The sequence below is a fragment of the Streptomyces sp. NPDC002324 genome (assembly GCF_053593335.1).
Genome location: NZ_JBSFCF010000015.1, coordinates 87,252 through 111,384 on the forward strand (window position 1 = coordinate 87,252; position 24,133 = coordinate 111,384).

Here is a 24,133-nt window from a genome sequence, read left to right on the forward strand (position 1 = left end):
TCATACCCCGCCGGGTGGCTGGACCTGCGGCTCCGTGCGCGACCGGAGCTGTTCGGGGCTCTAGGGTCGTGACGGCACGGTGGGGCGGCAAGGACGACGGTGAGAGTGAGCGCGCGTGATCCGGGTTGTGGTGGTGGACGACGAGGCTCTGGTCCGGTCGGGGTTCGGGCTGATCCTGGGCGCGTCCGAGGACATCGAGGTCGTCGCGACCGCGAGCGGCGGCGAGGCCGTGGCGACGGTGCGGCGGGAGCGGCCCGACGTGGTGCTGCTGGACATCCGGATGCCGGACGTCGACGGGCTCACCGTGCTGCGTGAGCTGCGGACGAGGCCGGACGCTCCGGTCGTGGCGATGCTGACGACCTTCGACGCCGACGAGTACATCCTCACCGCGCTGCACTCGGGCGCGGCCGGTTTCCTCCTCAAGGACACCGAACCCGACCAACTGGCCCAGCTGGTACGCACCCTGGCCGCGGGCGGCGTGGTGCTGTCCCCCAAGGCGTCCCGGACGCTGCTGCACAGCCATCCCGGCAGCGGGACGGCCGTCGACGAGGAGGCCGCCCGCGTCCGGCTGCTCACCGTCCGCGAACGCGATGTGCTCCGACTGGTGGCGGAGGGGTTGTCCAACGCCGACATCGGGGCGCGCATCCACCTCGGTGCCGGCACGGTCAAGGACCATGTCAGCGCGATCCTCACGAAGCTGCGGGTGACGAGCCGGGTGCAGGCAGCGCTGCTGGCCCAGCGCGCCGGACTCCTGGACGAGGGCCGGCGGCCGGAGACCGGACGATGAGCCGGGCACGCACGCTGTGGGAGCGGGTGCCGGCGCCGGTCGTCGACGTCGTCCTGGTGGCGGTGGCCGCCGTCGATGTACAGCTGATCCAGTGGGACAGTACGCGGACCGATCTCGGACTGGCCATGCTCGGGTGCGGGGCGCTGGTGCTCCGGCGCAGGTTCCCGTTCGCCGTCCTTCTGCTCACCCTGCCGATCGCACTCACCCAGGAGATCGCCCTCGCGCCTCTCCTGGCCCTGTACGCCCTGGCCGAACGCTCCCGCAACCGCCCGCTCCTCGCCGGAAGCGTCGCCCTGGTCGCCGTCGCGGGCACCACCCCGTGGCCCTGGGCCGGGCTCGCCGAGGTCGGCCGGGCCATGACACTGATCGACTTCGTGTACAACCTCGCCACCGCCGTCGTCCCGGTCCTCGTCGGTCAACTCGTCCAGGCGCACCGGGATCTGGCACGGCGGCTGGCCGAGGTCGAGGAGGCCAGGGGGCACGAGCGGGTCCTGCACGCCCAGGCCGCGCTCGCCCGCGAACGGGCCCAGCTCGCCCGCGAGATGCACGACGTGGTCTCCCACCAGGTCAGCCTCATCGCCGTACAGGCCGGTGCCCTCCAGGTCTCCACCAAGGACACGGACTCCAGGGAGGCCGCCCGCACGATCCGTTCGCTGAGCGTCACCACGCTCGACGAACTGCGCACCATGGTCACCCTGCTGCGCGCGTCCGGGGGCCGCGCCACCGAGCTGACCCCCCAGCCCACTCTCGCCGACCTGCGCACCCTGGTCGAATCGAGCGGCATCCAGGCGGAGTTGACGGGAGCGCTCCCGCCCGGCGTGAGCACCCCCGCCCAACGGGCCCTGTACCGCACCGTCCAGGAGGCGCTGACCAACGTCCGGAAACACGCCCCCGGGGCCACCGCCGCCGTGGAGGTGTGGCACGACGGCGACCACGTCGGAGTGACCGTCACCAACACCCCGCCCACCCGCCCCTCCCTGGCCCTCCCCAGCTCCCAGCACGGCCTGGTCGGCCTGCGGGAACGCGCCGACATCCTGCACGGAACCCTGGAGTCCGGTCCGGCCCCGGAGGGCGGCTACCGGGTGCGGCTCAGGGTCCCTCTCAGCACGGACTGAGAGGCCCGGTCAGCGGGACCGGAGGGCATGCGCCGGATCATCGGGGAGGCCGCGCCGGCCGTGGGGCTCCGCGGGCTCGCGGGTCTCCTCGACGGGCTGGAGAGCGGGTCGAGCGCGCGGGCCGGCGCGGTGATCCCGGCGGTGGCGGTCCTGTCTCCGGCCGGGCGCTCGGCTCCGGGCACGGTGCTGCTCGTGTCGTCGGCCCACCCCACCCGGCGTCCATCGAGAACATCCGGCTGTCATTGCCGGTGACGGCCATGCCGGCGACGGGCACGTTCCTGGCGCCGGCGGTCGTGCCGGATCTCGCCGGCCGGTGCCGCGCCCGGTGCCTCGCGCCGCTGATCGCTGCGTCGGCACAACGCCCAACTGGTGTGTGACCAGGCGATGGTGGCGCGCCGGGCCCGGGCCTGGGCGCGAACGCGGCTGACGGCCCCGGGCGCCGACACCGAACCAGCTCCGGGGCCCCGCCGGGTCCCGCTCGCCCGGATCGGTTCGCCACCGCCAGGCCCGGCCGGTCCACCCGTGCCGCAGCGCGACAGCGCGGACAGGGACCGATCGGCTCGTAACCTCACGACCTCGGGTAAAACGTCAACGGCCCGTGGCGGCCCCCCTGTCGGGGGTAGCTTCGTCGGCATGAGCAAAGACATCCGCATCGACCGTGCCCCGTCCTCCGGGGGCGGCATTCAGATCACGGTCAGCCTCTCCCCCGCCGTGCTGGCGAAGCTCCAGCAGGACGGCTCCTGGACGGAGACCATCGGTGAAGGCCAGGTCACCGGTGACGGACCGGCCATCACCCAGATCGAGTTCAGGGTCCCGTAGGTCTCACGGAACACGATGCCGCCGAGGGCCCGGCAGGCCGGCGGCGCGGGTCACGCGTTCGTCCGCGGGTCGTCGGCCTCGGGGCCGTACCAGTCCAGGCACAGGACGGTGGCGTCGTCGCCGACATGGCCGCCGCAGGCGTTCGTGACGGCGGTGACCAGTGTGCGCACTACCTCGCGCGGGTGTTCCGTGGCGGTCTTGCGGAGCAGGCCGGGCAGGTCGACCGATGCCGCCTGGCGTTCCTGCACACCGTCGGTGTAGAGCACGAGGCGGTCACCGGGACGCAGATCGATCTCCTGCACCCGGTACGGACCCGTGTGCGCGGCGACGCCGAAGGGCAGGTTGATGGTCAGGCGCAGTTCGTCGACCGCGCCGTCGCGCAGACGCAGCGGCCAGGGATGGCCCGCGTTGACGAGCTGGGCGCCGGTCCCGTCCAGGGCGATGCGCAGGAGCTGGCCGGTGGCGAAGGTCCGACGGCCGTGATCGAGCAGGGCCTGGTGGGTCTGGCGGGCCTGTTCGGCGAGGGTGGCCCCGGCGCGGCGGGCCCCCCGGGAGGCGTTGACCAGGAGGGTGGCCATCAGCGAGGCGTCGACGTCGTGCCCCATGGCGTCCGTGATGGACAGGTGCAGGGTGTCCTGGTCCATGGAGTAGTCGTAGGTGTCACCGGCGATGTCGGAGGCCGGAACCAGGGCGCCGGCGAGCGCGAACTCGGCGGCGTCGCAGGACGGCGCGGACGGCAGGAGCTGGCGCTGGATCTCCGCGGCCAGGCTGACCGAGGTGGTGCGGTTGCCCCAGTGGTAGAGGTCGGTGAAGCGGCGGTCGGTGACGATGATGTACGCCAACGCGTGCGCGGCTTCTTCGACCTCCAGCAACACGTCCGGGGTGACCCGGGTGAGGAAGAGTTCCAGGACACCGATGATGTCGCCGCGGTTGCTGACCGGTGCCAGCACCCGCTGCCCCTCCTCGTCCTCCCGCGTCCGCACCACCTTCTGGGTGCGCAGGACCTCGTCGTAGTCACCGCTGTCGGCGAGCGGCACCTGTGTGGTCCGCTGCCCCTCCCGCGTGCCCGCCGTGTCGTTGACCCGCAGCAGGCGTCGGCCGACGACGTCGACGAACAGGAACGACACGTAGCGCGCGCCGAACCGGTCGCGCAGATCGCGCGCGACGACATCGAGTGAGCGCACCGGCGCGGCGTTCTCCGCCGCCGCCAGCACCTCGGCCAGTCCCATGCGGTCCTGCGCCGGCCCGATCCGATCCTGCGCCACGAAAGCCTCCCCGGGTTACGGACACTCCTTCCCGCTGACGCGCCATGCATCACAGCCGACGCTCACAGCGCACACGGCGAAAGCCCGGGGGCCGGGCGAACCGTTACGTCGAGCCGCGGGCGGCGCTGCCGTTGACGGGCGGGTCGGACAGGGCGATACGGGCCGTGATGCGCTTGCCGACGGGCGCCTGCTCGATCACCAGGTCCTCGGTGACGGCCTTGACGATCTCCAGTCCGTGCTGGCCGACCCGGTCCGGGTCGGAGGCGCGGGCCGCGGGGACGGTGGGATCGCTGTCCCACACGACGATCTCGACGCTGTCGGCGTCGATGCGCAGTTCCATCAGGACAGGTCCGGGAGCGTACTTGCGTGCGTTGGTGACCAACTCACTGACGACCAGCTGCGTGAGTTCCCTCGCGCGAGGGCTCACGAGCACGTGGCGGTCGGTGTGGGCGTGGTCGAGGAAGGCGATGGCATGATGCCGGGCGTCGGCGATGCACGCGTCGTCCCCGCCCAGGGCGAACCCGGCGCGCAGCAAGTTCTCACCCGGCTCGGTAGAGCCGTCGTCATCGGCATGGGACCCCACGAGCCTCGCCCTCATTCCCCGTACACACGCACGCCAGTACCCGCCATACCGACACTTATGCCACTCGGGCGCCGCTCGTCACGGCTGCCCGGGTGTGTCCGGCCCGGACGGTGGGGCAGAATCATCGGTGCATGCCCTGACCCGGGGCCAGCCTAAGCGAGTCGAGAAGACGGTGACCGCCATCGAGAAAGCGGACCGGCCAGGCCGGCTCTCCATCGAACACCACGTGGTCGACGACGTCCGGGTCGTAACCCTGCGCGGTGAGATCGACCATGATGTCAAGGATGTCTTCGACGACGCCCTGCTCTTCGATGCCGACACGGTGCCGCCGCCTCGGATCGTGGTGGACCTCGGCGGTGTGACCTTCATGGACTCCAGTGGCATCAACGTCCTCGTCGCCGCCCATCGGCGGGTCAGCGGCGAGCGGGGCTGGCTGCGTATCGCCGCCGCCCAGGAGTCCGTTGTGCGGGTGCTGCAACTGGTCGGCATCGACACCTTCATCCCGTGTCACCCCACCACCGAGCAGGCCTTGAACCCCTGACGCCGCCGCACTCGTCGGTTCATGTCGTCCCGGACCGGCCGGATGGGGTCATGGCCCAGCGGATGGTCCGGGTCAGGGCCTGCCCGGTGGGGCGTACGGCGAGATCCTCGACGACCGGTACCCGGGGCAGCCAGAGCATGCGGCGGGCCCAGGGCGGCAGGAGCGCGACGGCGTTCGCGGCCAGCCCGCCGTAGAAGGGCCGCACGGCCAGGGGCAGGGGAGGCTGGAACAGCAGGAAGCGGGCGGCGGCCCGCGCCTCGGGGGTGGCCTTCAGCTCGTGCCGGTAGGCCGCCAGGCGCTCGGACAGCTCTCGGCGGTCGCACGGCGGGTCGCTCACCCCCAGTGCCGCGGCGACGCGCGCGGTGTCGGCCACGTAGGCGTCGTAGTCGGCGGCCTCCAGCGGGCGGGCGCCGAAGCGGGCGTGGGCGCGCAGGAAGCTGTCCGTCTCGGCGGCGTGCACCCAGCCCAGCAGATGCGGATCGGCCGCGTGGTACGGCACCCCTTCGGCGGTCGTCCCGCGGATCCGGTCGTGAATGCCACGGACGTGGTCGACCGCCCGCTCGGCGTCCGCCGCGTTGCCGTAGGTGGTCACGGCGAGGAAGGTGCTGGTGCGCTGGAGTCTGCCCCAGGGATCGCCCCGGTAGCCGGAGTGACCGGCCACGGCCGCCATGGCGAGCGGATGCAGGGACTGCAACAGCAGTGCGCTCAGCCCACCGATGAACATCGAGGCGTCACCGTGCACCGTGCGGATCGGTCGGTCCGGACCGAACCAGCGCGGGCCGGGGGTGTCGTGGATGCGGGCGCGCGTCGCGGGACCGTCGGGCCCGGCGACGCGACGGAACAGGGCTTGGCCCAGTTGTTCACGGACTGCGGTCAACACGGTCGGCCTCCCCTCTCCTGCCATTGTGCGTCCCGCACCCGCCGTGCGCCCGGACAGGCCTGACGGGAACGCCTGCCGGGAGTCCTACTGGTCGGGCGGTACGCCCTGGTCCGGCTGTACGGGGGTGCGTCCCGGGTCGGTCAGGACGGCGTCGGCGTGGTCCGCGAGGTAGGCCCGCAGCACCGATGCGAAGTCCGGGTCGGGAGCCAGCCCGAGCGCGGCGGCGCGCGTGTGGTCGAAGGCGGCGGGCCATGAGCCGACGATGGCCTCGACGGCGGGGTCGGGCCTGACCGTCACCAGGTCGGCGACGGCGTCGCCGGCCACCTGCCGCAGTGTGGCCAGCATCTCGGCGACCGAGACGGTGAGCGCCGGAAGGTTGACCGGCAGCGCGCCGACGAGTCGCCCCCTGCCCACCCCTCGCTCCGCCTGGGCGATGCGCAGGATCGCGTCGACGGTGCGCCGGGGCGAGGCCAGAGCGAGACCCGTAGGGCGGGGACCGGCCGCGCCCCGCGCCCGCGGCGAAGAGGGGCAGCGCGTCCGCGTCGGCGGCGCCTGCCACCAGGCCGGATTCACGCCTTCGACGCCGTACGTCACCGCCGACATCGCGGCCCAATTCACCCTCGCCCTGGTCGGACTCGCCACCGCGCTCGTCCCCCGGACCGCCATCGACCCGACCGCGCTCGGCATCCGCACCGCGCCCATCGAGGAACACCCGATCCGCCGCCTGCTGTTCGCCGCGACGCGGCACACCGACACCCCCGACCCCCGGCCACCGCCGTCGTCGCCGCGCTGCGCGCGGCCGCGCGGGAGGGTCGCACCACGCGCCCCGACGCCGACGCCGACGCCGACTCGGACTCGGACTCGGACTAGGCCACCGCGTCGAGCGGCCGGAGGAAGCGGCGTTCGTACCGCTTGATGCAGCGTGTCCGGCGCGCCAGCTCGAAGGCGTCCTGGCACTCGGGGTCGGACATGCTGTCGGTGCGGTACCGCTCGTACGCGGCCAGGCTGGGGAAGGAGAAAAGAGCGTAGGCGATGTCGCTGTCGCCCTCGCTCGGCAGGAAGTAGCCGTGGTGCGTCCCGCCGAAACGGTTGACGAGCCCGACCCAGCGGCGGCCGTACTCCTCGAAGTCCGCCAGCTTGTCGGCGTCGATCTCGTACTTCAGATGCACAGTGATCATGCCTTCATGATGCAGCGGGACGATCAGGGCCGGGGCAGGGCGGCATCCTGTCCGGCGAAGCCCGCCCTCTCGGTCGAAGCGCGTCCTCTCAGTCGAAGCGCAGGATGCGTGGGGCGAAGGTGCCCTCCGGGCCGTCGGCGCGGCCGACCGACCACACCGTCCCGGTGCCCGGCACCGGCGTCAGCGTCAGCCGCGAGGAGTCGCCCTCCCCCGCCACCGCCGGTTCGCTGTACTCGGTGAACGACTGCCCGTTCCAGGCGAGGAAGTCCGGCCCGGGGACGAACGGCGGAATGCTGCCCGGCGCACCCCACTTCTGCGAGCGGGCCACCGAGACCCAGCCCAGCGCACCGGAGGTGGTGGGCGTCAGGGACGTGACCGAGCCGAAGTCGGTGGGCACGGTCACGTGGCTCCACGCCTGTCCGTCGAAGCGGACCAGCAGGGGCGGAATCGGCCGCCCCACCGGGCCGCCGACGAATCCGGCCGTACCGCCGGCCCACACCTCGGTCGGCGAGACGGCGAGCACGCTGCCCACGGCCGAGCGCGGGAAGCCGTCCACGATCGTCTGCTGCCACGCCTGCCCGTCCCAGTGCGACACAGCCGCACCCGAGCCGGTGGCGCCCGCGGCCCAGACGTCGTCGGCCGCCAGGATGTGCAGGCCGTACACGGCCCCCGGCGGCACCGGCACGTCCCGCCAGGCACGTCCGTCCCAGCGCAGCAGTGCCTGTACGCCGTCGCGCGAACCGATCAGCCAGATCTCACCGCCACCGGCCACGACCTTCGTCAGTACGACACCGCGCGGTGCCCGGCTCTCGGACCAGGTTCCGCCGTCGAGCCGGAGCAGGTGGGTGGCGCCCGCCGCGTCGCGGCCGACCGTCCAGACCTCGGTCGGCGAGGTCGCGGCGACGGACAGCAGTTCTCCCTGCCAGCCGATCCCGGGCAGCGCACGGCGCTGCCACGCGGTTCCGTCCCAGCGCAGCATCAGCGGGAATCCGGGCGCCTCGCGTCCGACGGCGTCGGTGCCCACGGCCCACGCCCGGTCCGGTCCGAGGGCCACGGCCTCGTTCAGCCCGGCCTGTGGGCGTACCTGGGGCGGGACGGGAACGTGCTGCCAGGACCGGGCGTCCGCGGCCGCCGAGGTCATGAGGGTGATGAGGGTCAGGGCGGCGGCGAGGGCCGCGACCAGAAGTCGGCGTGCCATGGTCAGCCTCCCAGCCGCTCGCTCATCAGATTCGGTTTCGAGCCGTAGATCTCGACGGTCCCGAAGGACAGCAGCGAGGCCCCGGCCTTCGCCAGGGCTCGCGGCTTGACGTCGATCGCGTTCTGGCGCTCCGGGCCGTAGGAGAAGCTGGTGCGTGAGCCGTCCACCCGTGCGTACTTCGACTGGAAGGCGCGGTCGCTGCGCACCGGCAGCCACAGTGCGCCGTCCGGGCCGCGCACCAGGGCCTCGGCGGAGGTGTCGCCCAGCGGTGGGTGGGTGGTGCGCCAGGTGTGGCGGTTCCAGGTCATCAGGTAGGTGCGGGCCACGCCGTCGGTGTACTGGCTGCCGCCGATCGTGACGCGGCCGGACGGTTCGGGCAGGACGGTGTGCACGTTGCTGTCCGGTGGCAGCGGCACGTCCGCGTCCCGCCACGCCGTACCGTCCCAGCGCAGAACGGCGGCCCCGGTGCTGGTGTCCGCCCAGGCCCAGGCGTCGGTGGCGGTACGCGCGGTGATCCCCATCAGGTACAGCACGCCGTCGGGGGCGGACTGCGCGGTCCAGGCGGAGCCGTCGTAGCGCAGGATCTTCAGTCCGGTGTCGTCCTCGCCGACCACCCACGCCGCCCCCGGTACGGCGGTGAAGTCCTGGTAGGTCCACAGGGTCCGCGGCACCGGGAGAACGGTCCACCCGCCCGCGGACCGGCGCAGGATCTCGGCCTCCCCCGCGCTCTGCCGGAAGATCCACACCTCCTGGCCGACGAACTGCACCTTGCCGAGTCCGCCCGGCTCACCGGCGCCGGGGAAGGTCGTGTCCCGGCTCCACGTGGTGCCGTTCCACCGGTACAGCACCGGTCTCAGCCCGTCGGCGGCGGTCTCGTGGCCGGTCGCCCACGCCTCGCCCGGCCCGCGGGCGGCGAGATCGGTCACGGTCACGGGTGGGGCCGCCGCCGGTACCGGCAGCGCCGACCAGGTCGTGGGCGTCGCGGCCGAGGCCGGTGACACCAGCGCGGCACACGCGATCACCAGGCAGACGACGACCGCACGGAGACCGTTCATGAGACCCCCCAGGACGCGAAGGCCGCACACGCTATTGGCGTTCACCCACCGGTGAACAGACGTCATCCGGCCGAACACGAATCGCTCGACGGAGTCACGCGACGCCGTGGTGCGGCGGCGTGGTGGTGCGGCGTGGTGGTGCGACGTGGTGGTGCGGCGTGGTGGTGCGACGGTGTCAGGGCGACGTCATCTTGTCCGGGGGTAGGAGCCCGCACACCGCGCACGGCCGCGTGCGCACCCGCGGACCCCGTTCGGGCCTCCGGCGGCTACTGTCGAATATGTGAGTGATGCGAGTTCTGTCGCACTCGATGACGAGACGCCCTTGGACGAGGTGCTCAGTGGCACGGTGCGGCGGACGGGGGCTCTGGCGGGGGGCGTGTACCTGCTGCCGCCCGCCGAGTCGGTGTTGCGCCTGGCAGCGGTGTGCGGGGTGCCGGTGATGGCGGTGGCGCCGTGGCGACGGGTGGCGGTGTCGGCCGCGGGCCCGCTGTCCGAGGCGGTGCGCGAGGACAGCCTCGTGTGGGTGGGCCGACAGGAGGACATGGCCCGCCTGTACCCCAACGCGGCGGCCGGGCTGCCCTACCAGTTCGCGCTGGCCTTCGCTCCCCTGCACGGCGTCCGCCGGTGGGGAGCCCTGGTTCTGGTGTGGCCCAAAAGCCACCCGCCCTCGCTGACCCGGCGTGAACGCGGGAACATCCTGTCCAGCGCGAGCCGCCTCACCCAGGTGCTGGACCAGGAACCGGCCCTCCGGGACATTCCCGATCAGCCGCGTGCCGTGCCGCTGCACCGGTCCGGCCCGGACCCGGCCCAGAGCGGGCTCGCCGCCGCCGACCTGCTGCAGCGGATGCCCGTCGGCGCCCTCGGTTTCGACCTCCAGGGCCGCATCACCTACCTCAACGACGCCGCCGCGCAGCTGCTCGGGCGCCGTGCCGACCGCCTCCTGGGAACCCTGCCGTGGCAGTCCGTGCCCTGGCTCGACGACCCCGTCCACGAGGACCACTACCGCACCGCCGTCTTCACCCGCGAGGCCGTCGCCTACACCGCGCTGCACCCGCCCGACCACTGGCTCGACATCCGGCTCTACCCCGACGACAGCGGCATCAGCGCCCTCGTCTCCCCTCACGTCGACCGGCAGTCGGCGGACACGGCAGCGCCCCGCGTCACCCCGAACCTGACCGGCCCACCCGCGAGAACCGGCACCGGACGGATCCACCAGCTGATCCACCTGGCGGCGGCCCTGAGCCAGACCGTCACCGTGGCCGACGTCGTCAACGTGGTGGCCGACCAGATCCTGCCCGCGTTCGGCGCCCAGGGCATGGTCCTGTCCGCCGCCGACGCCGGCCGCCTGAGGATCACCGGGCACCGAGGCTACGACCCGCGCAACGTCGCCCGCCTGGACGGTCTGCCTCTGGACACCGATCTCACCCCCGCCGGGCATGTCCTGCGCAGCGGCGTCCCCGCCTTCTACGCCGACCGCGCGGAAATGACCCGCGCCTACCCCAGGGCGGCAGACCTCAGCGGCAAGCAGGCCTGGGCGTTCCTGCCCCTGCTGGTCTCCGACCGCCGCGTCGGCTGCTGCGTCCTGTCCTACGACGACCCGCACACCTTCGGCGCGAGCGACCGTGCCGTCCTCGTGTCCCTGGCGGGACTCATCGCCCAGGCCATGGACCGCGCGCTGCTGTACGACGCCAAACACGACCTCGCCCATGGTCTGCAGCAGGCCCTGCTCCCGGCGGCCCTGCCGGACTTCCCCACTCTCGCCGTCGCCGCCCGCTATCTGCCGGCCGCCCACGGCATGGGGATCGGCGGCGACTTCTACGACCTGATCCGCCTGAGCGAGACGACCGCCGCCGCCGTCATCGGCGACGTGCAGGGCCACAGCATGCACGCCGCGGCCCTCATGGGCCAGGTCCGCACCGCCGTCCACGCCACCGCCGGCGCGCTTCCCGGGGAGGTCCTGGCCCGCACCAACCGCGTCCTGACGGACCTGGAGACCGACCTCTTCGTCTCCTGCCTCTACGTCCACATCGACCTCGCCGAGCGGCGCCTGCACCTGGCCAGTGCGGGGCATCCGCCCCCGCTGCTGCGCGAGCCCGCGCCGGCGCCGCGGACCGTCGCGCTCTCGGTGGAGCCCGGCCCCCTGCTCGGTATCGCGGTGGGCCGGGCGGCCGACTATCCGGTCACCACTCTCCCGCTGCCCGCCGGAGCGGTCCTCGCCCTCTACACCGACGGCCTGGTGGAAACCCCCGACACCGACATCACCGACTCCATCACGGCTCTCGCCCGTCATCTCACCGGCGTCGGCGACCTGCCCCTCGACGACCTCGCCGACAGCCTCCTCCACCACGCGGGCCCGCATCACGCCCGTACCGACGACATCGCCCTGCTCCTCCTGCGCAGCCGGTAGGCGGCGGCTGCGTGCTCCGCCTCCCGTCCGGCCGAGCGGGCCCCGCCCCGGCCTGCGGCAGACGGGTGGAGAGCGCGGACGTACGGCCGAGTCTGGTGCTCCGGGGATTTTGGGGGTAGACGGGCCCGTGTACCGATCAAGGCTCAGGAAGCGGGCGGATCGCATGGACGAGGCTGCCCACGACGACAGCCCTCTGCTGCACGACGGGTTGATCAAGAGCTCGGCGATGTACGACGGCAAGCCCGGCGACATCGCTCAGGGCCGCGCCATGGCCCGGGCCTTCCTGGCCCGCCTGCAGTCCGTCCTCGATCTTCCGGTCTCCGCCAGAGCCATGGGCACCGTACAGCTGGTCGTCAGCGAGCTGCTGACCAACGCCTGCAAGTACGCGCCCGGTCCCTGTCTGCTGGACCTGGAGGTGTCCGGCGGCTCGGTGCAGGTCACGGTCTGGGACAGTGACCCGACGCTGCCGGTGGCCTCGGCCGCGGAACCGGGCCGGGTCGGGCAGCACGGGCTGGAGATCGTCATGGCCGCGTGCGAGAGCTACGAGGTGCGCCGGGAACCCGTCGGCAAGAGCACGACCGCCGCGGTCGTCCTCACGGAGGATATCGGCGGCGACCCGGCCCGGACTTGATCCGGTAGAGAGTCCGTGACCGACTCCGTCGGCCGACATCGCGGGTCGGCGGCCCGCCGCCCCGGACTCCGTCCCCGCCCCTGACACGATGTCCGGTAATCGGGGGTGCTCTCCCCATGTGCCGGCGCCACTCCGCGCCCAGCATGACTCAGGACATGACCAACCGTGTGACCACCGTGGCACTGGGTGCGGTGACGGCGGTGACGCCGTCACCGCGAGGACCTTCCTGGACGGTCAGGGCGGGCACGACACCGCGTTCGGCGGTGCCGGCGTCGACGACATCGTCGGCGGCTCCGGCGCCGACCGCTCCTACGGAGACGTCGGCACCGACACCTGCACCGGCGAGCTGGGCGACCTCAAGGACAGCTGCGAACGCTGACTCCGGGGACGATCCTGTTCATGGCCGCGGCCACGCGAAACACGCCGACCCTAGGCGCAGCCGGGCGGTTCGTCCTCGGTGGGTACGAACTGCAGAGTGGGCATTCCGACGGCGTCGAAGTTGGCGGTGTCCGCGCCGATCAGGGTCATGTAACCGGCGACCCTGTCGCGCCCCGGCGAGGGCGGCTCCCCCTTCACCTGCTCGACACCGGGGAACACCGTGTCGAGGACCCACCAACGGCCGCCGAAGTGCACCCACTTGATCCCGCAGTGCGTGTTGATGTCATACGGGTACGGCCTGTGCTTCCTGGGCTCGGCCGGGCCTTCCTGCCATGTACCCTCCGTGATGGTGCGGGCAGGCAGGGTGGGGCCGGTGTACCCCTCGCTCCCCGGATCGGCGGACGAGGTCGAGCAGGCGGTGAGCAACACCCCGGCGCTCATGAGCAGGACGGCTGATCGACGCGATACCTTCATGTTCCCTCAGACGTCGCGGGCACGAGTTCCGTTCGCGCCGCGCCCTCGCGGCACCCGCACAGTACCGGTCCCCTATCCGTCGATGTCCAGCGCGGTGCCGTAGAGCCGGGTCACCCTCAGCCGGACGACCACTCGGCGCTCGGCGACCAACTGCTCCAGGAAAGCGTCCTCGTCCTCGGGCTTCGCGGACTTCGGGAGCATGGCGAGCAGTTCCCGCCCCACCACGTCGCCAGGGACGGTGGTGGCCCCGGACACTTCTGCCTCGCCCTCGGCGACCGCGAACGACCACACGTCGCCGCCCTGTACATGCAGCGCCGCACGCGGGTCGCGCCGCAGATGCCCGACCTTGACCCGGTCGGCCGTCGTCGAGAACCGCACGACGCGGGCCGCGGGGTCCCAGCTGTACAGCATGGTGGTCAGGTGGGGGTGGCCGTCGCGCTTGACGGTGGCGAGCGTGCCGAACTGCTGGGCGCCGAGGAGGCCGGAGAGGGCTTCGTCGCTCAGTGGGCGAGGGCCTGGTTTCTGGGTCATGTGGTGATCAACTCCCTTACCTGGGCGGGAATTCCGTCGGCAGCCCACGAGGTCTGTTCGGCAAATTCGGTTGATCCGGGCCCTGGCGTCTGAATACTGGCTGTCGTCTCAGATGATCTCGTCCGCGCCCTGCGTCGAGGTGGACCGGCGGAGGAGCGTGCGAGAGATGGCCATGCACGATGACCAGGTGGACGTGACCGCCGAGACGGTCGCGACGCTGATCCGGGAACAGTTCCCGCAGTGGAGCGGCAAGGCGATCCGGCTCCTGCCGTCGACCGGGACGGTCAACGCCATCTTCCGCATCGGGGACGACCTCTCGGCGCGTTTCCCACTGCGCCCGGCCGATGCCGCCGAGGCCCTGGCGTCCTTGGCGGAGGAGGCTCGGGCGAGCGCGGAGCTCGCGCGGGTGTCCCGGTTCCCCGTTCCCGAACCCGTCGCCCTGGGACAGCCCGGAGCGGGTTACTCCATGCCGTGGTCGGTCCAGACATGGCTGCCGGGAACGGTCGCCTCGGATGCCGACGCGAGTGGGTCGGACGCTTTCGCCGAGGACCTCGCGGCCTTCATCGGAGCCCTCCGGCAGGCCGAGACACGGGGGCGGACCTTCAGCGGCGAGGGACGGGGCGGCGTCCTCGTTCACCATGACGGATGGATGGAGCAGTGCTTCGAGGAGAGTGAGGGGCTGCTCGACGTGCCCCGGCTGCGCCAGATGTGGAGCCGTCTTCGGGAGCTGCCACGCACGGGTGCCGACGTGATGAGCCATCGTGACCTGATCCCCGGCAACGTACTGGTCGCGGGAGGCCGGCTCAGCGGCGTGATCGACACCGGCGGCTTCGGCCCCGCCGACCCCGCGCTGGATCTGGTCAGTGCCTGGCACCTCTTGCTGCCAGGTCCGCGGGACGTGCTCCGGCGGACACTGGACTGCGACGATCTGGAGTGGGAGCGCGGCAAGGCATGGGCGTTCGAACAGGCGATGGGTCTCGTCTGGTACTACGTCGAGAGCAATCCGACGATGAGCAGACTGGGGCACCGGACACTCGACCGGATCCTGGAGTCGAGCCAGTGAGGCTGGACGGAATCGCGAAAGTGCTGGAGGGCGTCTGTACCGGTCATCGTCTGCCTCCTGGCCCGGGATGAGCCGCGTTTGTCAGGCACCACTGACAGCGGCTCTGGACAGCGGGCCGGAGCGCCCCGGCATGCCGTGCGACAGGCGTTCGCACCCGGCCGGGGAACGCGTGAACGGCTCGGTGTGAAGCCGAGCCGTTCACGTACCGCACGCTGCGGTGATCAGCCTCCGACGTACCAGGTGACACCGCCGTTGGACGCGGCCACGGCGAGCAGGACCGCGAAGATGACCAGGTCGACCACCCCGAGGATGACGCCGGCCTTGGCCATGCCGCCGCCCCCCTTCGCCGCTGCCTGTCGCATTCCGACGGCACCCAGCACGATGGCCACGGGGCCGAGGATCACGTTGAAGAGGAAGATACCGATGATTCCGCTGACCAGGCTGGCGATGGCCAGACTGTTGGTGCGCGACCCGGAAGTGGCGGAAGAGCTACCGTAACTCGTCATCACATTCCCCTGTTGTAGGCGTATGTGCTGAGGGCGCTCCGCTTGTCGGAGCGCTCAGCGCCCTGCGCTTTCCGGTCGTCCGAGTGCCCCGGAGTCCCGGCGCTATTCCACGGAACTCCCGTCGGCCGTCGGCCGTTTGCCGTGGAGTCGCCTCACGGCGAAGGCATCCCGGACATCCGTACGCCGGCCGGAGCCTCCTCCCACCGCGTCTCATCCGCCCCGCCAGACAAAGGTGTTGGACCACGCCCGACAGCTCGTCGTAGGACACGCCGGTTTCAGTCAGCCGCCCGGTTCAGCGACGCGCCTGGTGCCACATGCCCGATCGAGCATGCCCGGACAGGACTTGGGAGGGCGTGCCCGGACGACCGGCGGAGGCCTTGCGGCCCGGCAACCTGTACTACCACGGCTGTCGCGCCCGCTTCAGCCGTCCGCGGCGGCGGCGGGAACTGCCCAACTCACCGGCGTGCAGACGACCGCCGGTTCCGGTGGCCGCCAGGGCCGGCTGTCCGGCATGAAGACCGGGATGACGCCCTGGGACGCGGCCCTCACCGCAGGGCACGCCGCCGGTCGTCCCCGAGCACCACGTCGTGGCGCTCGTCCCCAGGCATCCGACGAGGCGTGCTGCTGGAGCCCTGCAAGACCGCCGTCTCCATCGCCTCGGTCCCTGTATGCCGTCCGGTCAGCGGTAGTTGAGCTCGGCGAGTTCGGTGGCGAGCCTCTTGGGCAGGCCGGTGCGGCCGAGCAGCGGCAGTGCCAGGTTGCGTGCCCCGCGGATCAGGGGGTTGCGGGCGGTGGCCGCGCGGGTCATCCGGTCGGTGAAGGCGACCACCCGCTGGGCTACGGGGCGGCGCCGCGCCTCGTAGCCGTCGAGCTGTCCGGTGGCGAAGGCCCGGCCGAGGGCGTGGCCGTCCTGGATGCCGGTGTTCATGCCCTGGCCGCCGGCGGGGCTGTGCACATGGGCGGCGTCGCCGGCCAGCAGCAGGCGGCCGGCCCGGTAGCGGTCGGCGACCCGGTGGTGCACCCGGAACCGTGACGACCAGGCCAGGCCGGTGACCGTGGCCTGGCCGGGGGCGCGCTCGTCGAGCATCTGCTGGACGAAGGCGAGATCGGGGGTGGCGGGCGCCTCGTCCACGGTCGCGACGACCCGGTAGTGACCGCCGGGGAGGGGGGCGACGACGGCGAGGCCCGCGGTGCCGAAGGTCAGGGAGACCTCGGCGGGGCCGGGTGCCCAGTCCATCAGCACGTCGGCGAGCACGAAGGACTCGGCGTAGGCCCTGCCGGTGAACCCGATGCCCGCCGCCTCGCGCACGGTGCTGTGCATGCCGTCGGCGCCGACGGCGTACGCGGCGCGCAGCTTCTCGCCCGTGGTCATGGTGAGCGTCACGCCGTCGTCGTCCTGGACGACGGAGGCGACCTCGTAAGGGCGGTGCACATCGCCGCCGAGCGCGCGCAGCCGGTTCAGCAGCACGCTCTCGGTCTCGTACTGGGGAACCATGAGCGTGTACGGGTGGGGCGTGGCGAGCCCGTCGAACGGGACGGTGAGCAGTCGGCGGGCGCCGTCGCGGACGGCGAATCGGGTGACCTGGACGCCCCGTCCGATCAGCTCCTTCGAGGCGCCCAGCTCGTCCAGGACTTCCAGGGTGCGGGCGTGCACGACGGCGGCTCGTGAGGTGTTCGCGCCCTCGGTCAGGCGGTCCAGGACGACGAAGTCGATGCCGGCGGAGGCGAGGGTGACGGCGAGCGCGAGTCCCGTGGGGCCGCCGCCGACGACGGCGACCTCGGTGCGGGCGGGCAGGGCGGTGGTGTCCATGACGGGGGCTTCCGTTCTCGATTCGGGGGAGCGCGGGCCAACACGTGCAGGCCGGCACGTGCCAACACACGTTGGCCAACATCTGTTGGCCAACGCCTGTTGACATGATGCTCAGGCTCCGACTGGAAAGTCAACACGTGTTGGCCTACAGTCGTTGGCATGACGCGAGGCACCGAGACCACCGGCACGGACAGGCGTTCCGACCGCACGAAGGCCGCGATCCTGCGCGCCGCACGGGAGCGATTCGCCGCCCAGGGCTACGAACGCACCACGATCCGGGCGGTCGCCTCCGACGCGGGCATCGACCCCTCGATGGTCATGCGCTACTTCGGCAGCAAGGCCCAGCTCTTCGACGCGACCCTCGCCATCGACCTGCGGCTGCCGGATCTGACGAGCGTTCCGGCCGACGAGACGGCACAGGCGCTGGTGCGGCACTTCCTCGCCCGCTGGGAGGGCGACCCCGCCGACGACGCGCTGCTGGTCCTGCTCCGCTCCGCCGTCACCAACGAACAGGCCGCGGCGCGCATGCACGAGATCTTCGCGGCCCAGGTCGCCCCGGCGCTGGCCGCCGCCCTGGGCCCGGAGCTCGCCGCTCACCGCGCCGGACTCGTCTCCGCCCAGCTGCTCGGCCTCGGACTCACCCGTTACCTGTTGCGGCTGCCCGCGGTGACCGCCCTGACGCCGGACGAGATCGAAGCCGGCCTCGCGCCGGCCATCCAAGCCGTCCTCGCTCCTTAACTGACGTGGCGTCACCACCGTTTCGCACGGTGGACGGCGGTTGTCCGTCGCCTCCGGTGGAGGTTGGATCGGATTCAGGTGCACGGTGATCTGCCCAGGGAGTTCGGGTGACGTGGTCGACGGGGTTGCTCGGGTTCGTCGCCGGGCTCCTGATCTCGGTGGCCACCTCGCCCGTGGGTGTCTCCGGCGCGGTCTTCCTGCTGCCGGTGCAGGTCAGCGTTCTGGGAGTGCCGAGCCCGGCGGTGACCCCGACGAACCTGCTGTACAACGTCGTGGCCGGGCCGGGCGCCCTCCTGCGCTACTGGCGGGCCGGGCGGCTGGGCGGCCCGCTGACCCGGCTGCTCGTCGCGGGCTCCGTGCCCGGCGTGATCATCGGCGCGGTGATCCGCGTGTTCGCGGTGCCGGGCCCCCGGGTCTTCCGCCTGCTCATCTCCGCACTGCTGCTGCCGCTCGGGCTGTGGCTGTGCCTGCGGACCCTCCGGCCGGCGTCGAACCGGGCCGCCCGTCCGCCGTCGCCCCGCGCGACGACCTCGCTGGCCCTGGCCGTGGGTGTCGCGGGCGGCATCTACGGGATCGGCGGCGGCTCCCTGCTCGGCCCCGCCCTCGTCGGCCGCGGAACACCGGTGGCCACGGTCGCGCCCGCCGCTCTGGCCTCCACGTTCGTGACGTCCGTCATCGGTGCGATCACCTACGGGCTGCTCTCCCTGACCACCACCGGGGACGTCGCCCCCGACTGGCTGCTGGGCCTGTCCTGCGGCGCCGGCGGCCTGGTCGGCGGCTACGTCGGCGCCCGCCTCCAGCCGCTGCTGCCCGAGACCGCGCTCCGGTTCCTGCTCGGCGCCCTCGCCACGGGCGTCGGCGCCCTGTACGCCGCGCAGATCCTGCGCTGACCGGGCCGGCCCCCGACACCGCGTCCTGGAACGCCGCGCGGCATCCGCCCCGGGCACACCGGAGTCAGGAGTTCTCCCCGAACGACGCCACCTCGTCCGGGGCCATGTCACCGCGAACCCGCACGAAGCGGACCGGGTGGCGGTAGCGGCCCGCATCGAGAGCCGCGTCCGCGACGAACTCGGCGACCAGGTCCGGCAGCACGGGCCGGTGGTCCAACCGGCTACGGGTTCCCCATCCCGCGCCGAAGCGCTGTCCGTGCCAGGGGTGTTCCGAGCCCGCTCGGGTCAGCCGCCGGCCCAGGTCCTGCCGGGTCGCGGTGTCCAGCGGCGTGGTGAGGGCGACCATGCGCAGATCACCGTCGTCGTCGTAGCGGCCCAGCACGAGGGTGAGCGGGTTCGTCGGAGAGCCGGTGACCGCGCCGATCACGGCTTCGGAGGTGATCTGGGCACGCACCTTGATCCTTCTCTGCACCAAGTCAAGTTCAGTGGTGTGTGTTGGGGCCGATCATCCCGCCCAGCACTCCGATCTTCGGCGCCGGCACCGAAGATGACGGGCGCAGAGTGCGTGAGGCGGTGTGGATGAGCCTGAGGTGTCCTATTCGCAGGACAACTGTCGTCATTCTCGCCCGGCTTCCTTACGCAGGTGCCCTTGGTCCGGTTCCGCGGGTCGCCGGGAAGCGGCGTTGTCGGTGGGCTCTGCCAGGGTGTGCGTCGTGGACGAACTGGTGGAGCGTGTCGACGATCAAGATCGTGTGCTGGGGGTGGTGGTCAGCCGCCGTCAGGCCATCCGGGAGGGTTGGCTGCACCGGGTCGCCGTGACAGTGTGTCGTGATGAGCGTGGTCGGGTTCTCGTTCACCAGCGGTCGGAGCAGCTGTTGCGCTTCCCCGGGCTCTACGAGGTCGTGGTCGGTGGCGCCGTGGATGTCGGTGAGTCCTACGAACAGGCCGCTGCGCGGGAGCTGACCGAAGAGATGGGAATTCGTGTACTGCCGCGCTTGCTGTTCACGTTCATCAACCGAAGCGGTTTGAGTCCTCACTGGCTCGGCGTGCACGAAGCCGTGGTACCGGACACGGTGGCCGCCGATCCTGATGAGGTCGCCTGGCATGGCTGGCTGACCGAGCCGGAGCTGCGGGCGGCCCTGCTGGAGTGGCGCTTCACCCCCGACAGTCACGAAGCCTTCAGCCGGTATCTCGCGTTCCGGGCCATGCAGTCCTGACCTTTCCTGCCTCGCGGCCTGGGCGGTGAACGGCGGGGGTGTAGCTTCCTGCCCGTGTTAGAACACCAGGATGAGACCAGGACGGCCTACGACGGGGTCGTCGAGCTCTATGCGTCGATGTTCACTAGTCGGTTGGAGACGCGGCCGTTCGCGCGGAACATGATCGGCACTTTCGCCGAGTTCGTGCGTGACACGGGGAACTTGCGGGTAGCCGACGTCGGGTGCGGACCCGGTCATCTGACAGCCATGCTGCACGACTTGGGGCTGGATGCCTTCGGGATCGACCTCTCCCCGGCCATGGTCGACCACGCTCGGCGGGCCCAGCCGACGCTGCAGTTCGACGAAGCACGAATGGAGGCCCTGCCGGTCGAGGACGGCGCGCTCGGTGGAGTGCTGGCCCACTACTCGATGATCCACATTCCACCTGAAGAACTGCCCGCGGTACTCGCTGAGCAGGTGCGTGTTCTGGCACCAGGGGGTCTGCTCCTGGTGTCTTTCTTCGGCACCGAAGGGCCGGAGCCGGTCCGCTTCGATCACAAGGTGGCGACCGCCTATAGCTGGCCGGCGGAGCAGTTTGCCGAGTTGCTGGCCGAGGCTGGGCTCGTCACGATGGCTCGGTTGCTCCACGACCCAGCGACCGAGCGCGGCTTCCTCGACACACACTTGCTGGCCCGCCGCCCGTAGAGACTGACCTGCGAGAACTTTTGAATGGTTCGGTCAAAATGCCTGACGCCCAATCCGCACCCTAGATAACAAGCACGGTGCGAATCTCCCGACAGATGTCGTGTATCGCCGGAGGGAACTCGCAGGTCGGGGCGGCGTGGGGGCACGACAGTAACGCGCTCCGGCACAGTGGAGCGAGGTTGTGGTCCTGGTCGGGAGCCATGCCCGGCATGCTCGCCGGAGCCGGTTCCCGTCCGTCAGGGCAGACTCGTGTCGCCGTGGCCCACAGGTCTTCGGGTTCGTCATGGTGTTCTGCTGGACCGCTGCGGGGATGGGGGTCACGGCGAGCTTTGGACGCGCTGAGCGGTGTAGGTGACCGTTAGGCGCGGGTCTGCGACCTGGCCGCCGAACTCGTCGACGAGCGAACCGAGGCGAGTGAGGAACTCTTCGCGGTCGGGCGTGGAGAGTTCCGCGATGTTCGGGAACGTGGACCACTGATCCCGTGCGGTCTGCGCGGTCAGGATCTGCTCCCATTCGATGATCTCGACGGAGACGCTGTCGAAGTAGCCGCCCTTGGTCAACTGGCTGCGCCACCCGGCGGTGTCGAGGACGTGCGAGCGGCTGTCCCGGTAGCCGGTCCCGCCAGGCAGCAGGTCGTGGTAGACCTCGTCGAGCCGGTCGCGGAAGAGCGTCGGCCGCTTGACGTCGCCGAAGTCGGTCCACCACGCCGCCAGCCAGCCGCCCGGACGCACCAACCGGGCGATCTTCGCGGTCGACGTGGCCGGGTCGAGCCAATGCAGCGCTGTCGCCGCCGCCGCGAGGTCGAACCCGCCCGGCAGATCCACAGCCTCGAAGTCACTGACGAGGACCTCCAGCCGGTCACACGCGTGATCGGCGACGAGGATCGCGGCCAGGCTTTCGCCGGGCTCGACCGCGACCACGTGCGCGCCGGCCGTCAGCAGCGGCTCGGTGGCCAGGCCCGTACCCGCACCGATCTCGAGCACCCGCGCACCGGGCCGCAGCCCGCAGCGCTCTGCCAACAGGTCGAAGACCGCGTCCGGGTACCGTGGTCTGCCTCGCTTATAGGCCAGCGCATCAGCGTTGAACGACATACGGCGAGCTGCGCGCATTGCGTCAGCCATCATCGATCGCTCGGCAGGGGCAGCATCCTGAGCAGTTCCGGTGTCGAGGTGAGATTCTTGATCGTCCACTTCGGCAGTCTGCCAGCTACGCCTTATGAGGCCACAGGATTTTCGCCCTGGGTACCATGCGCAGCTGGGAGCCACAGGTGGTCGCGAAACCTCGTGATGCTGCACAGCAATGCCGCGCCTATTTCGTTATGAGTCGTCAGTCGGGCCGTGGAGGGAAGGCCGGGATGCCGAGGGCGACGGGGGTGCGGTGGGCGAGTCGCGCGGCGTCTGCTTGCTTGGTGCGGACGAAGGTCAAGGTCAGGTCGATGCCTTCGATCTCGCCGAGCCACTGCTCCTCCTCGGCCCGCTTGCGGCGGAGGATCAGATCCTTCTCGATCTCCGCAAGCCTGGGCAGCATCTTCGGGTTGACCTGCAACATCGGGCAGCGGATGCAGGCTTCTCTGAACCAGTAACTACGGTCCGTTGAGGCAGTCGGCAAACCTGTGGCACATGAGTACCGTCCCGGGCCAGGATGCGGCTATGCGTGATGTCCAGAGCGATCCCGAGTTGCAGGATCTGGTTCGGCGGTTCGTCACGCCTGATCGGCGGTACCTTCGGTTGGGCGGGAGCGTTTTCCGGTTGAGCCCGGTCGAGCGCTCCGCGTTTGTGCGGGATCTGGCTCAGGCTGCGTACGAAATCACTCCGGCGGAGCTCGGCGTCCTCTTCGAGGGTGGATGGCGCGAGCGCAAGACTGCCGCCTGGCTGGTTGCTGTGGCCCACAGGTCCGAGTTCCGCGAGCTCATAGGCCGGCTCCTGCTGGCCAGCGAGGGGCCGTATGCGGGCGCGGCATACTGCGTCGCCCTTGCGAAGTTCGGTACTGCAGCGGATGCCGAACTGCTCAGCGCATACCTTGATCACTACTTGTCGCGTCCCGACCTCGACTACGACCAGGCAGTCGTCCTTGGGACGCTTCTGTACCTCGATGAGATTCTCGGCTCCGAGTACACGACACGGTTCCTTGCCCCGGCCGGTCCCTGGGACCGATGGCTCGAAGTCCGGGCCGTGGCGGCTCTCGACCCGCATGACTGTCGGCAGGCCGTGCAGCAACTGTGCGCTTTCGTCGACGAGACCGCTGAGGTCTTCGCCTCGCTGGCCTGCGGGAGCTGATCATGACCGAGCGGGACATCATCCTCAACGAACTCGCCCAAGGACTGCGCCCGATGTCACAGGGCATCGAGTGGTTCGACACCCACAGCCCGGAGGAGCAGGCCGAGATACTCCTGTTCCTGCGCCACCACTGCGTGCAGGCGCGCGCCGTCACCGAAGACGGACCGGAGAGCATCCGACGTGCCGGGCTGCGCCCGACGCACACCCCGGCGGTCTTGATCACCTGCGGCCCGATCGACCAGCAACTGGGGAAGATCGCCGGCCTCACCCCTGTCGACGAACGACGCAAGGCGTTCCGGCTACTGGTCGAGGTCCTCGCGGTCGCAGACGAACGGCGCCGCGAACGCTTCTGCTCCGGCGGATGCGGTCACTGGTGGCATAACCTGCCCGTCGCCGACGGGTGAGGACGAGTCCCCCGCCGCTGGCCTCCGCCCCTGGACTCCATGTGCGGCAAGACGGACTGACGGCAGTGTTCATGCGCTCGTGTCGTCGGCGGCGGAGTCGATCACCGCGCTCAGGGCCTGCAAGGCGCCATCGTATTGGTGGCGGTCGAACTGGAACGGACCGAATGCCACGTAGTCGCGGGTCTTGCGGTGGGGTTGCTCGAAGGCGTCCCAGGTTACGAGATCCGCTGTCGCGGTGATGCGGGCCATGAGCGGCCAGCACCCCCACTCACCGCATTCACAACCGAGGACGGGGGTCTTCGGCCCCATCGCGCTAGTGGACAGTCCGAGGAAGTGGTCCTGCATCGGGCCGAACCGGAAGAACTCCGGAATCAGACCACCGTAGGCATCACCTGCAGGCTGCATCCCGGCCGCGATCTCGTACTCATCGATCAGCTCGGTGAGTGGTGCTCCGTCGATGTGAGGGACGACCACGAGCAGACCCCTGTCGCCACGGTGCTGGCAATCGAACCGGATCTCATTGCTGATCATCCCGCGATTGTCTCAGCGACCCTGCTCCCTCCTTCTGGGCGGGGTGAGCCGGGGCCTTGCGCGACATGCCGAGGTTGATCGCCACGCTGCCGGGCGCGGAGTCGATCTGGTCGATTCTGGATTCGGCGCCGGCGAGGCTGACGCGCAGGCCCTCGATTTCGCCGAGCCAGCC

Annotated in this window: 29 protein-coding genes and 1 pseudogene; 15 read left to right on the forward strand and 15 right to left on the reverse strand. The window is 71.1% G+C overall.

The genetic code is table 11. The annotated features are described in order from the left end of the window. The first annotated feature begins 115 nt into the window (after positions 1 to 115). The 3 genes from ACWCRJ_RS20950 to ACWCRJ_RS20960 all read left to right on the forward strand — a co-directional run bounded on the left by ACWCRJ_RS20950 (position 116) and on the right by ACWCRJ_RS20960 (position 2,721). Entirely contained in the window at positions 116 to 787 is a 672-nt protein-coding gene (locus tag ACWCRJ_RS20950) for a response regulator (protein WP_450940675.1), read from the forward strand. Then, on the forward strand, positions 784 to 1,902 hold the full coding sequence (locus ACWCRJ_RS20955) for a sensor histidine kinase (protein ID WP_450940676.1): 1,119 nt from the start codon (positions 784 to 786) through the stop codon (positions 1,900 to 1,902). The genes ACWCRJ_RS20950 and ACWCRJ_RS20955 overlap by 4 nt, the downstream gene beginning before the upstream one ends. Before the next feature lie 633 nt (positions 1,903 to 2,535). Continuing rightward, complete coding sequence (locus tag ACWCRJ_RS20960; protein ID WP_381202981.1) at positions 2,536 to 2,721, forward strand: hypothetical protein; 186 nt, start codon at positions 2,536 to 2,538, stop codon at positions 2,719 to 2,721. A 50-nt stretch (positions 2,722 to 2,771) separates the two neighbouring features. Here ACWCRJ_RS20960 and ACWCRJ_RS20965 read toward each other — a convergent pair whose 3' ends face one another. Both ACWCRJ_RS20965 and ACWCRJ_RS20970 read right to left on the reverse strand, forming a co-directional pair. After that, the gene (locus tag ACWCRJ_RS20965) at positions 2,772 to 3,950 is read right to left on the reverse strand and encodes a PP2C family protein-serine/threonine phosphatase (RefSeq protein ID WP_450940772.1); all 1,179 of its coding nucleotides are present in this window, start codon (positions 3,948 to 3,950) and stop codon (positions 2,772 to 2,774) included. Between the two features lie 139 nt (positions 3,951 to 4,089). Beyond that, a complete protein-coding gene (locus ACWCRJ_RS20970; protein WP_450940677.1) occupies positions 4,090 to 4,569 on the reverse strand; it encodes an ATP-binding protein in 480 nt (159 codons plus the stop codon). A 172-nt stretch (positions 4,570 to 4,741) separates the two neighbouring features. Here ACWCRJ_RS20970 and ACWCRJ_RS20975 point away from each other — a divergent pair, with 172 nt between their 5' ends. After that, a complete protein-coding gene (locus ACWCRJ_RS20975) occupies positions 4,742 to 5,110 on the forward strand; it encodes an STAS domain-containing protein (RefSeq protein WP_450940678.1) in 369 nt (122 codons plus the stop codon). Positions 5,111 to 5,129: 19 nt separating this feature from the next. Here the strand turns inward: ACWCRJ_RS20975 and ACWCRJ_RS20980 are convergent, their stop codons facing one another. Continuing rightward, entirely contained in the window at positions 5,130 to 5,990 is an 861-nt protein-coding gene (locus tag ACWCRJ_RS20980) for an oxygenase MpaB family protein (protein WP_450940679.1), read from the reverse strand. 84 nt (positions 5,991 to 6,074) lie between these two features. Next, positions 6,075 to 6,470: pseudogene (locus tag ACWCRJ_RS20985) on the reverse strand (NAD-dependent epimerase); the annotation flags it as partial. Between ACWCRJ_RS20985 and ACWCRJ_RS20990 the strand changes: the two are divergent. Beyond that, positions 6,424 to 6,906, forward strand: coding sequence for a LysR substrate-binding domain-containing protein (locus ACWCRJ_RS20990; protein WP_450940680.1), 483 nt, complete (start codon positions 6,424 to 6,426; stop codon positions 6,904 to 6,906). The pseudogene ACWCRJ_RS20985 and the gene ACWCRJ_RS20990 sit on opposite strands and share 47 nt — an antisense overlap. Here the strand turns inward: ACWCRJ_RS20990 and ACWCRJ_RS20995 are convergent. From ACWCRJ_RS20995 to ACWCRJ_RS21005, 3 genes are all read right to left on the reverse strand, one after another. After that, positions 6,857 to 7,168 carry an NIPSNAP family protein gene (locus tag ACWCRJ_RS20995; protein WP_381202974.1) on the reverse strand — a complete coding sequence of 104 codons (312 nt, stop codon included), beginning with the start codon at positions 7,166 to 7,168 and terminating at the stop codon, positions 6,857 to 6,859. The two genes, ACWCRJ_RS20990 and ACWCRJ_RS20995, sit on opposite strands and share 50 nt — an antisense overlap. A gap of 88 nt (positions 7,169 to 7,256) precedes the next feature. Continuing rightward, entirely contained in the window at positions 7,257 to 8,366 is a 1,110-nt protein-coding gene (locus ACWCRJ_RS21000; RefSeq protein WP_450940681.1) for a hypothetical protein, read from the reverse strand. A 2-nt stretch (positions 8,367 to 8,368) separates the two neighbouring features. After that, the gene (locus tag ACWCRJ_RS21005) at positions 8,369 to 9,421 is read right to left on the reverse strand and encodes a hypothetical protein (RefSeq protein ID WP_450940682.1); all 1,053 of its coding nucleotides are present in this window, start codon (positions 9,419 to 9,421) and stop codon (positions 8,369 to 8,371) included. Between the two features lie 280 nt (positions 9,422 to 9,701). On the opposite strand from ACWCRJ_RS21005, the gene ACWCRJ_RS21010 reads away from it, so the two are divergent. From ACWCRJ_RS21010 to ACWCRJ_RS21020, 3 genes are all read left to right on the forward strand, one after another. Then, on the forward strand, positions 9,702 to 11,828 hold the full coding sequence (locus ACWCRJ_RS21010; protein WP_450940683.1) for a SpoIIE family protein phosphatase: 2,127 nt from the start codon (positions 9,702 to 9,704) through the stop codon (positions 11,826 to 11,828). 163 nt (positions 11,829 to 11,991) lie between these two features. Continuing rightward, positions 11,992 to 12,459, forward strand: a complete 468-nt coding sequence (locus ACWCRJ_RS21015) for an ATP-binding protein (protein ID WP_450940684.1) — start codon at positions 11,992 to 11,994, stop codon at positions 12,457 to 12,459. A 118-nt stretch (positions 12,460 to 12,577) separates the two neighbouring features. Continuing rightward, positions 12,578 to 12,838, forward strand: coding sequence for a hypothetical protein (locus ACWCRJ_RS21020; protein WP_450940685.1), 261 nt, complete (start codon positions 12,578 to 12,580; stop codon positions 12,836 to 12,838). Positions 12,839 to 12,888: 50 nt separating this feature from the next. Here ACWCRJ_RS21020 and ACWCRJ_RS21025 read toward each other — a convergent pair whose 3' ends face one another. Together ACWCRJ_RS21025 and ACWCRJ_RS21030 are read right to left on the reverse strand one after the other, a co-directional pair. Then, complete coding sequence (locus ACWCRJ_RS21025) at positions 12,889 to 13,311, reverse strand: hypothetical protein (protein ID WP_450940686.1); 423 nt, start codon at positions 13,309 to 13,311, stop codon at positions 12,889 to 12,891. A 72-nt stretch (positions 13,312 to 13,383) separates the two neighbouring features. After that, entirely contained in the window at positions 13,384 to 13,842 is a 459-nt protein-coding gene (locus tag ACWCRJ_RS21030) for a pyridoxamine 5'-phosphate oxidase family protein (protein WP_450940687.1), read from the reverse strand. A gap of 166 nt (positions 13,843 to 14,008) precedes the next feature. On the opposite strand from ACWCRJ_RS21030, the gene ACWCRJ_RS21035 reads away from it, so the two are divergent. Next, the gene (locus ACWCRJ_RS21035; protein WP_450940688.1) at positions 14,009 to 14,905 is read left to right on the forward strand and encodes an aminoglycoside phosphotransferase family protein; all 897 of its coding nucleotides are present in this window, start codon (positions 14,009 to 14,011) and stop codon (positions 14,903 to 14,905) included. Between the two features lie 221 nt (positions 14,906 to 15,126). On the opposite strand, the gene ACWCRJ_RS21040 is transcribed toward ACWCRJ_RS21035, so the two are convergent. Together ACWCRJ_RS21040 and ACWCRJ_RS21045 are read right to left on the reverse strand one after the other, a co-directional pair. Then, positions 15,127 to 15,411, reverse strand: a complete 285-nt coding sequence (locus ACWCRJ_RS21040; protein ID WP_450940689.1) for a DUF4190 domain-containing protein — start codon at positions 15,409 to 15,411, stop codon at positions 15,127 to 15,129. A gap of 679 nt (positions 15,412 to 16,090) precedes the next feature. After that, positions 16,091 to 17,221 carry an FAD-dependent oxidoreductase gene (locus ACWCRJ_RS21045; protein WP_450940690.1) on the reverse strand — a complete coding sequence of 377 codons (1,131 nt, stop codon included), beginning with the start codon at positions 17,219 to 17,221 and terminating at the stop codon, positions 16,091 to 16,093. Between the two features lie 159 nt (positions 17,222 to 17,380). Between ACWCRJ_RS21045 and ACWCRJ_RS21050 the strand changes: the two genes are divergently transcribed. Together ACWCRJ_RS21050 and ACWCRJ_RS21055 are read left to right on the forward strand one after the other, a co-directional pair. Beyond that, positions 17,381 to 17,959: a TetR/AcrR family transcriptional regulator gene (locus ACWCRJ_RS21050; protein WP_450940691.1), complete on the forward strand. Its 579-nt coding sequence runs from the start codon at positions 17,381 to 17,383 to the stop codon at positions 17,957 to 17,959. Between the two features lie 107 nt (positions 17,960 to 18,066). Continuing rightward, entirely contained in the window at positions 18,067 to 18,849 is a 783-nt protein-coding gene (locus tag ACWCRJ_RS21055; RefSeq protein WP_450940692.1) for a sulfite exporter TauE/SafE family protein, read from the forward strand. Between the two features lie 64 nt (positions 18,850 to 18,913). Here the strand turns inward: ACWCRJ_RS21055 and ACWCRJ_RS21060 are convergent, their stop codons facing one another. Then, on the reverse strand, positions 18,914 to 19,303 hold the full coding sequence (locus ACWCRJ_RS21060) for a hypothetical protein (protein WP_450940693.1): 390 nt from the start codon (positions 19,301 to 19,303) through the stop codon (positions 18,914 to 18,916). A 259-nt stretch (positions 19,304 to 19,562) separates the two neighbouring features. Between ACWCRJ_RS21060 and ACWCRJ_RS21065 the strand changes: the two genes are divergently transcribed. Both ACWCRJ_RS21065 and ACWCRJ_RS21070 read left to right on the forward strand, forming a co-directional pair. After that, positions 19,563 to 20,066 carry an NUDIX domain-containing protein gene (locus tag ACWCRJ_RS21065; RefSeq protein ID WP_450940694.1) on the forward strand — a complete coding sequence of 168 codons (504 nt, stop codon included), beginning with the start codon at positions 19,563 to 19,565 and terminating at the stop codon, positions 20,064 to 20,066. Positions 20,067 to 20,120: 54 nt separating this feature from the next. After that, on the forward strand, positions 20,121 to 20,750 hold the full coding sequence (locus ACWCRJ_RS21070; RefSeq protein ID WP_450940695.1) for a class I SAM-dependent methyltransferase: 630 nt from the start codon (positions 20,121 to 20,123) through the stop codon (positions 20,748 to 20,750). 317 nt (positions 20,751 to 21,067) lie between these two features. On the opposite strand, the gene ACWCRJ_RS21075 is transcribed toward ACWCRJ_RS21070, so the two are convergent. Both ACWCRJ_RS21075 and ACWCRJ_RS21080 read right to left on the reverse strand, forming a co-directional pair. Further along, a complete protein-coding gene (locus ACWCRJ_RS21075; RefSeq protein ID WP_450940696.1) occupies positions 21,068 to 21,940 on the reverse strand; it encodes a class I SAM-dependent methyltransferase in 873 nt (290 codons plus the stop codon). 136 nt (positions 21,941 to 22,076) lie between these two features. After that, positions 22,077 to 22,298 (reverse strand): recombinase, encoded by a 222-nt coding sequence (locus ACWCRJ_RS21080; RefSeq protein WP_450940697.1) that lies wholly within the window; start codon positions 22,296 to 22,298, stop codon positions 22,077 to 22,079. A 101-nt stretch (positions 22,299 to 22,399) separates the two neighbouring features. Here ACWCRJ_RS21080 and ACWCRJ_RS21085 point away from each other — a divergent pair, with 101 nt between their 5' ends. Next, positions 22,400 to 23,026, forward strand: a complete 627-nt coding sequence (locus tag ACWCRJ_RS21085; protein WP_037652290.1) for a DUF6000 family protein — start codon at positions 22,400 to 22,402, stop codon at positions 23,024 to 23,026. Positions 23,027 to 23,028: 2 nt separating this feature from the next. After that, positions 23,029 to 23,430, forward strand: coding sequence for a DUF5958 family protein (locus ACWCRJ_RS21090; RefSeq protein ID WP_108999122.1), 402 nt, complete (start codon positions 23,029 to 23,031; stop codon positions 23,428 to 23,430). Between the two features lie 69 nt (positions 23,431 to 23,499). Here the strand turns inward: ACWCRJ_RS21090 and ACWCRJ_RS21095 are convergent, their stop codons facing one another. Next, entirely contained in the window at positions 23,500 to 23,961 is a 462-nt protein-coding gene (locus ACWCRJ_RS21095; RefSeq protein WP_108999123.1) for a hypothetical protein, read from the reverse strand. Between the last annotated feature and the right edge of the window lie 172 nt (positions 23,962 to 24,133).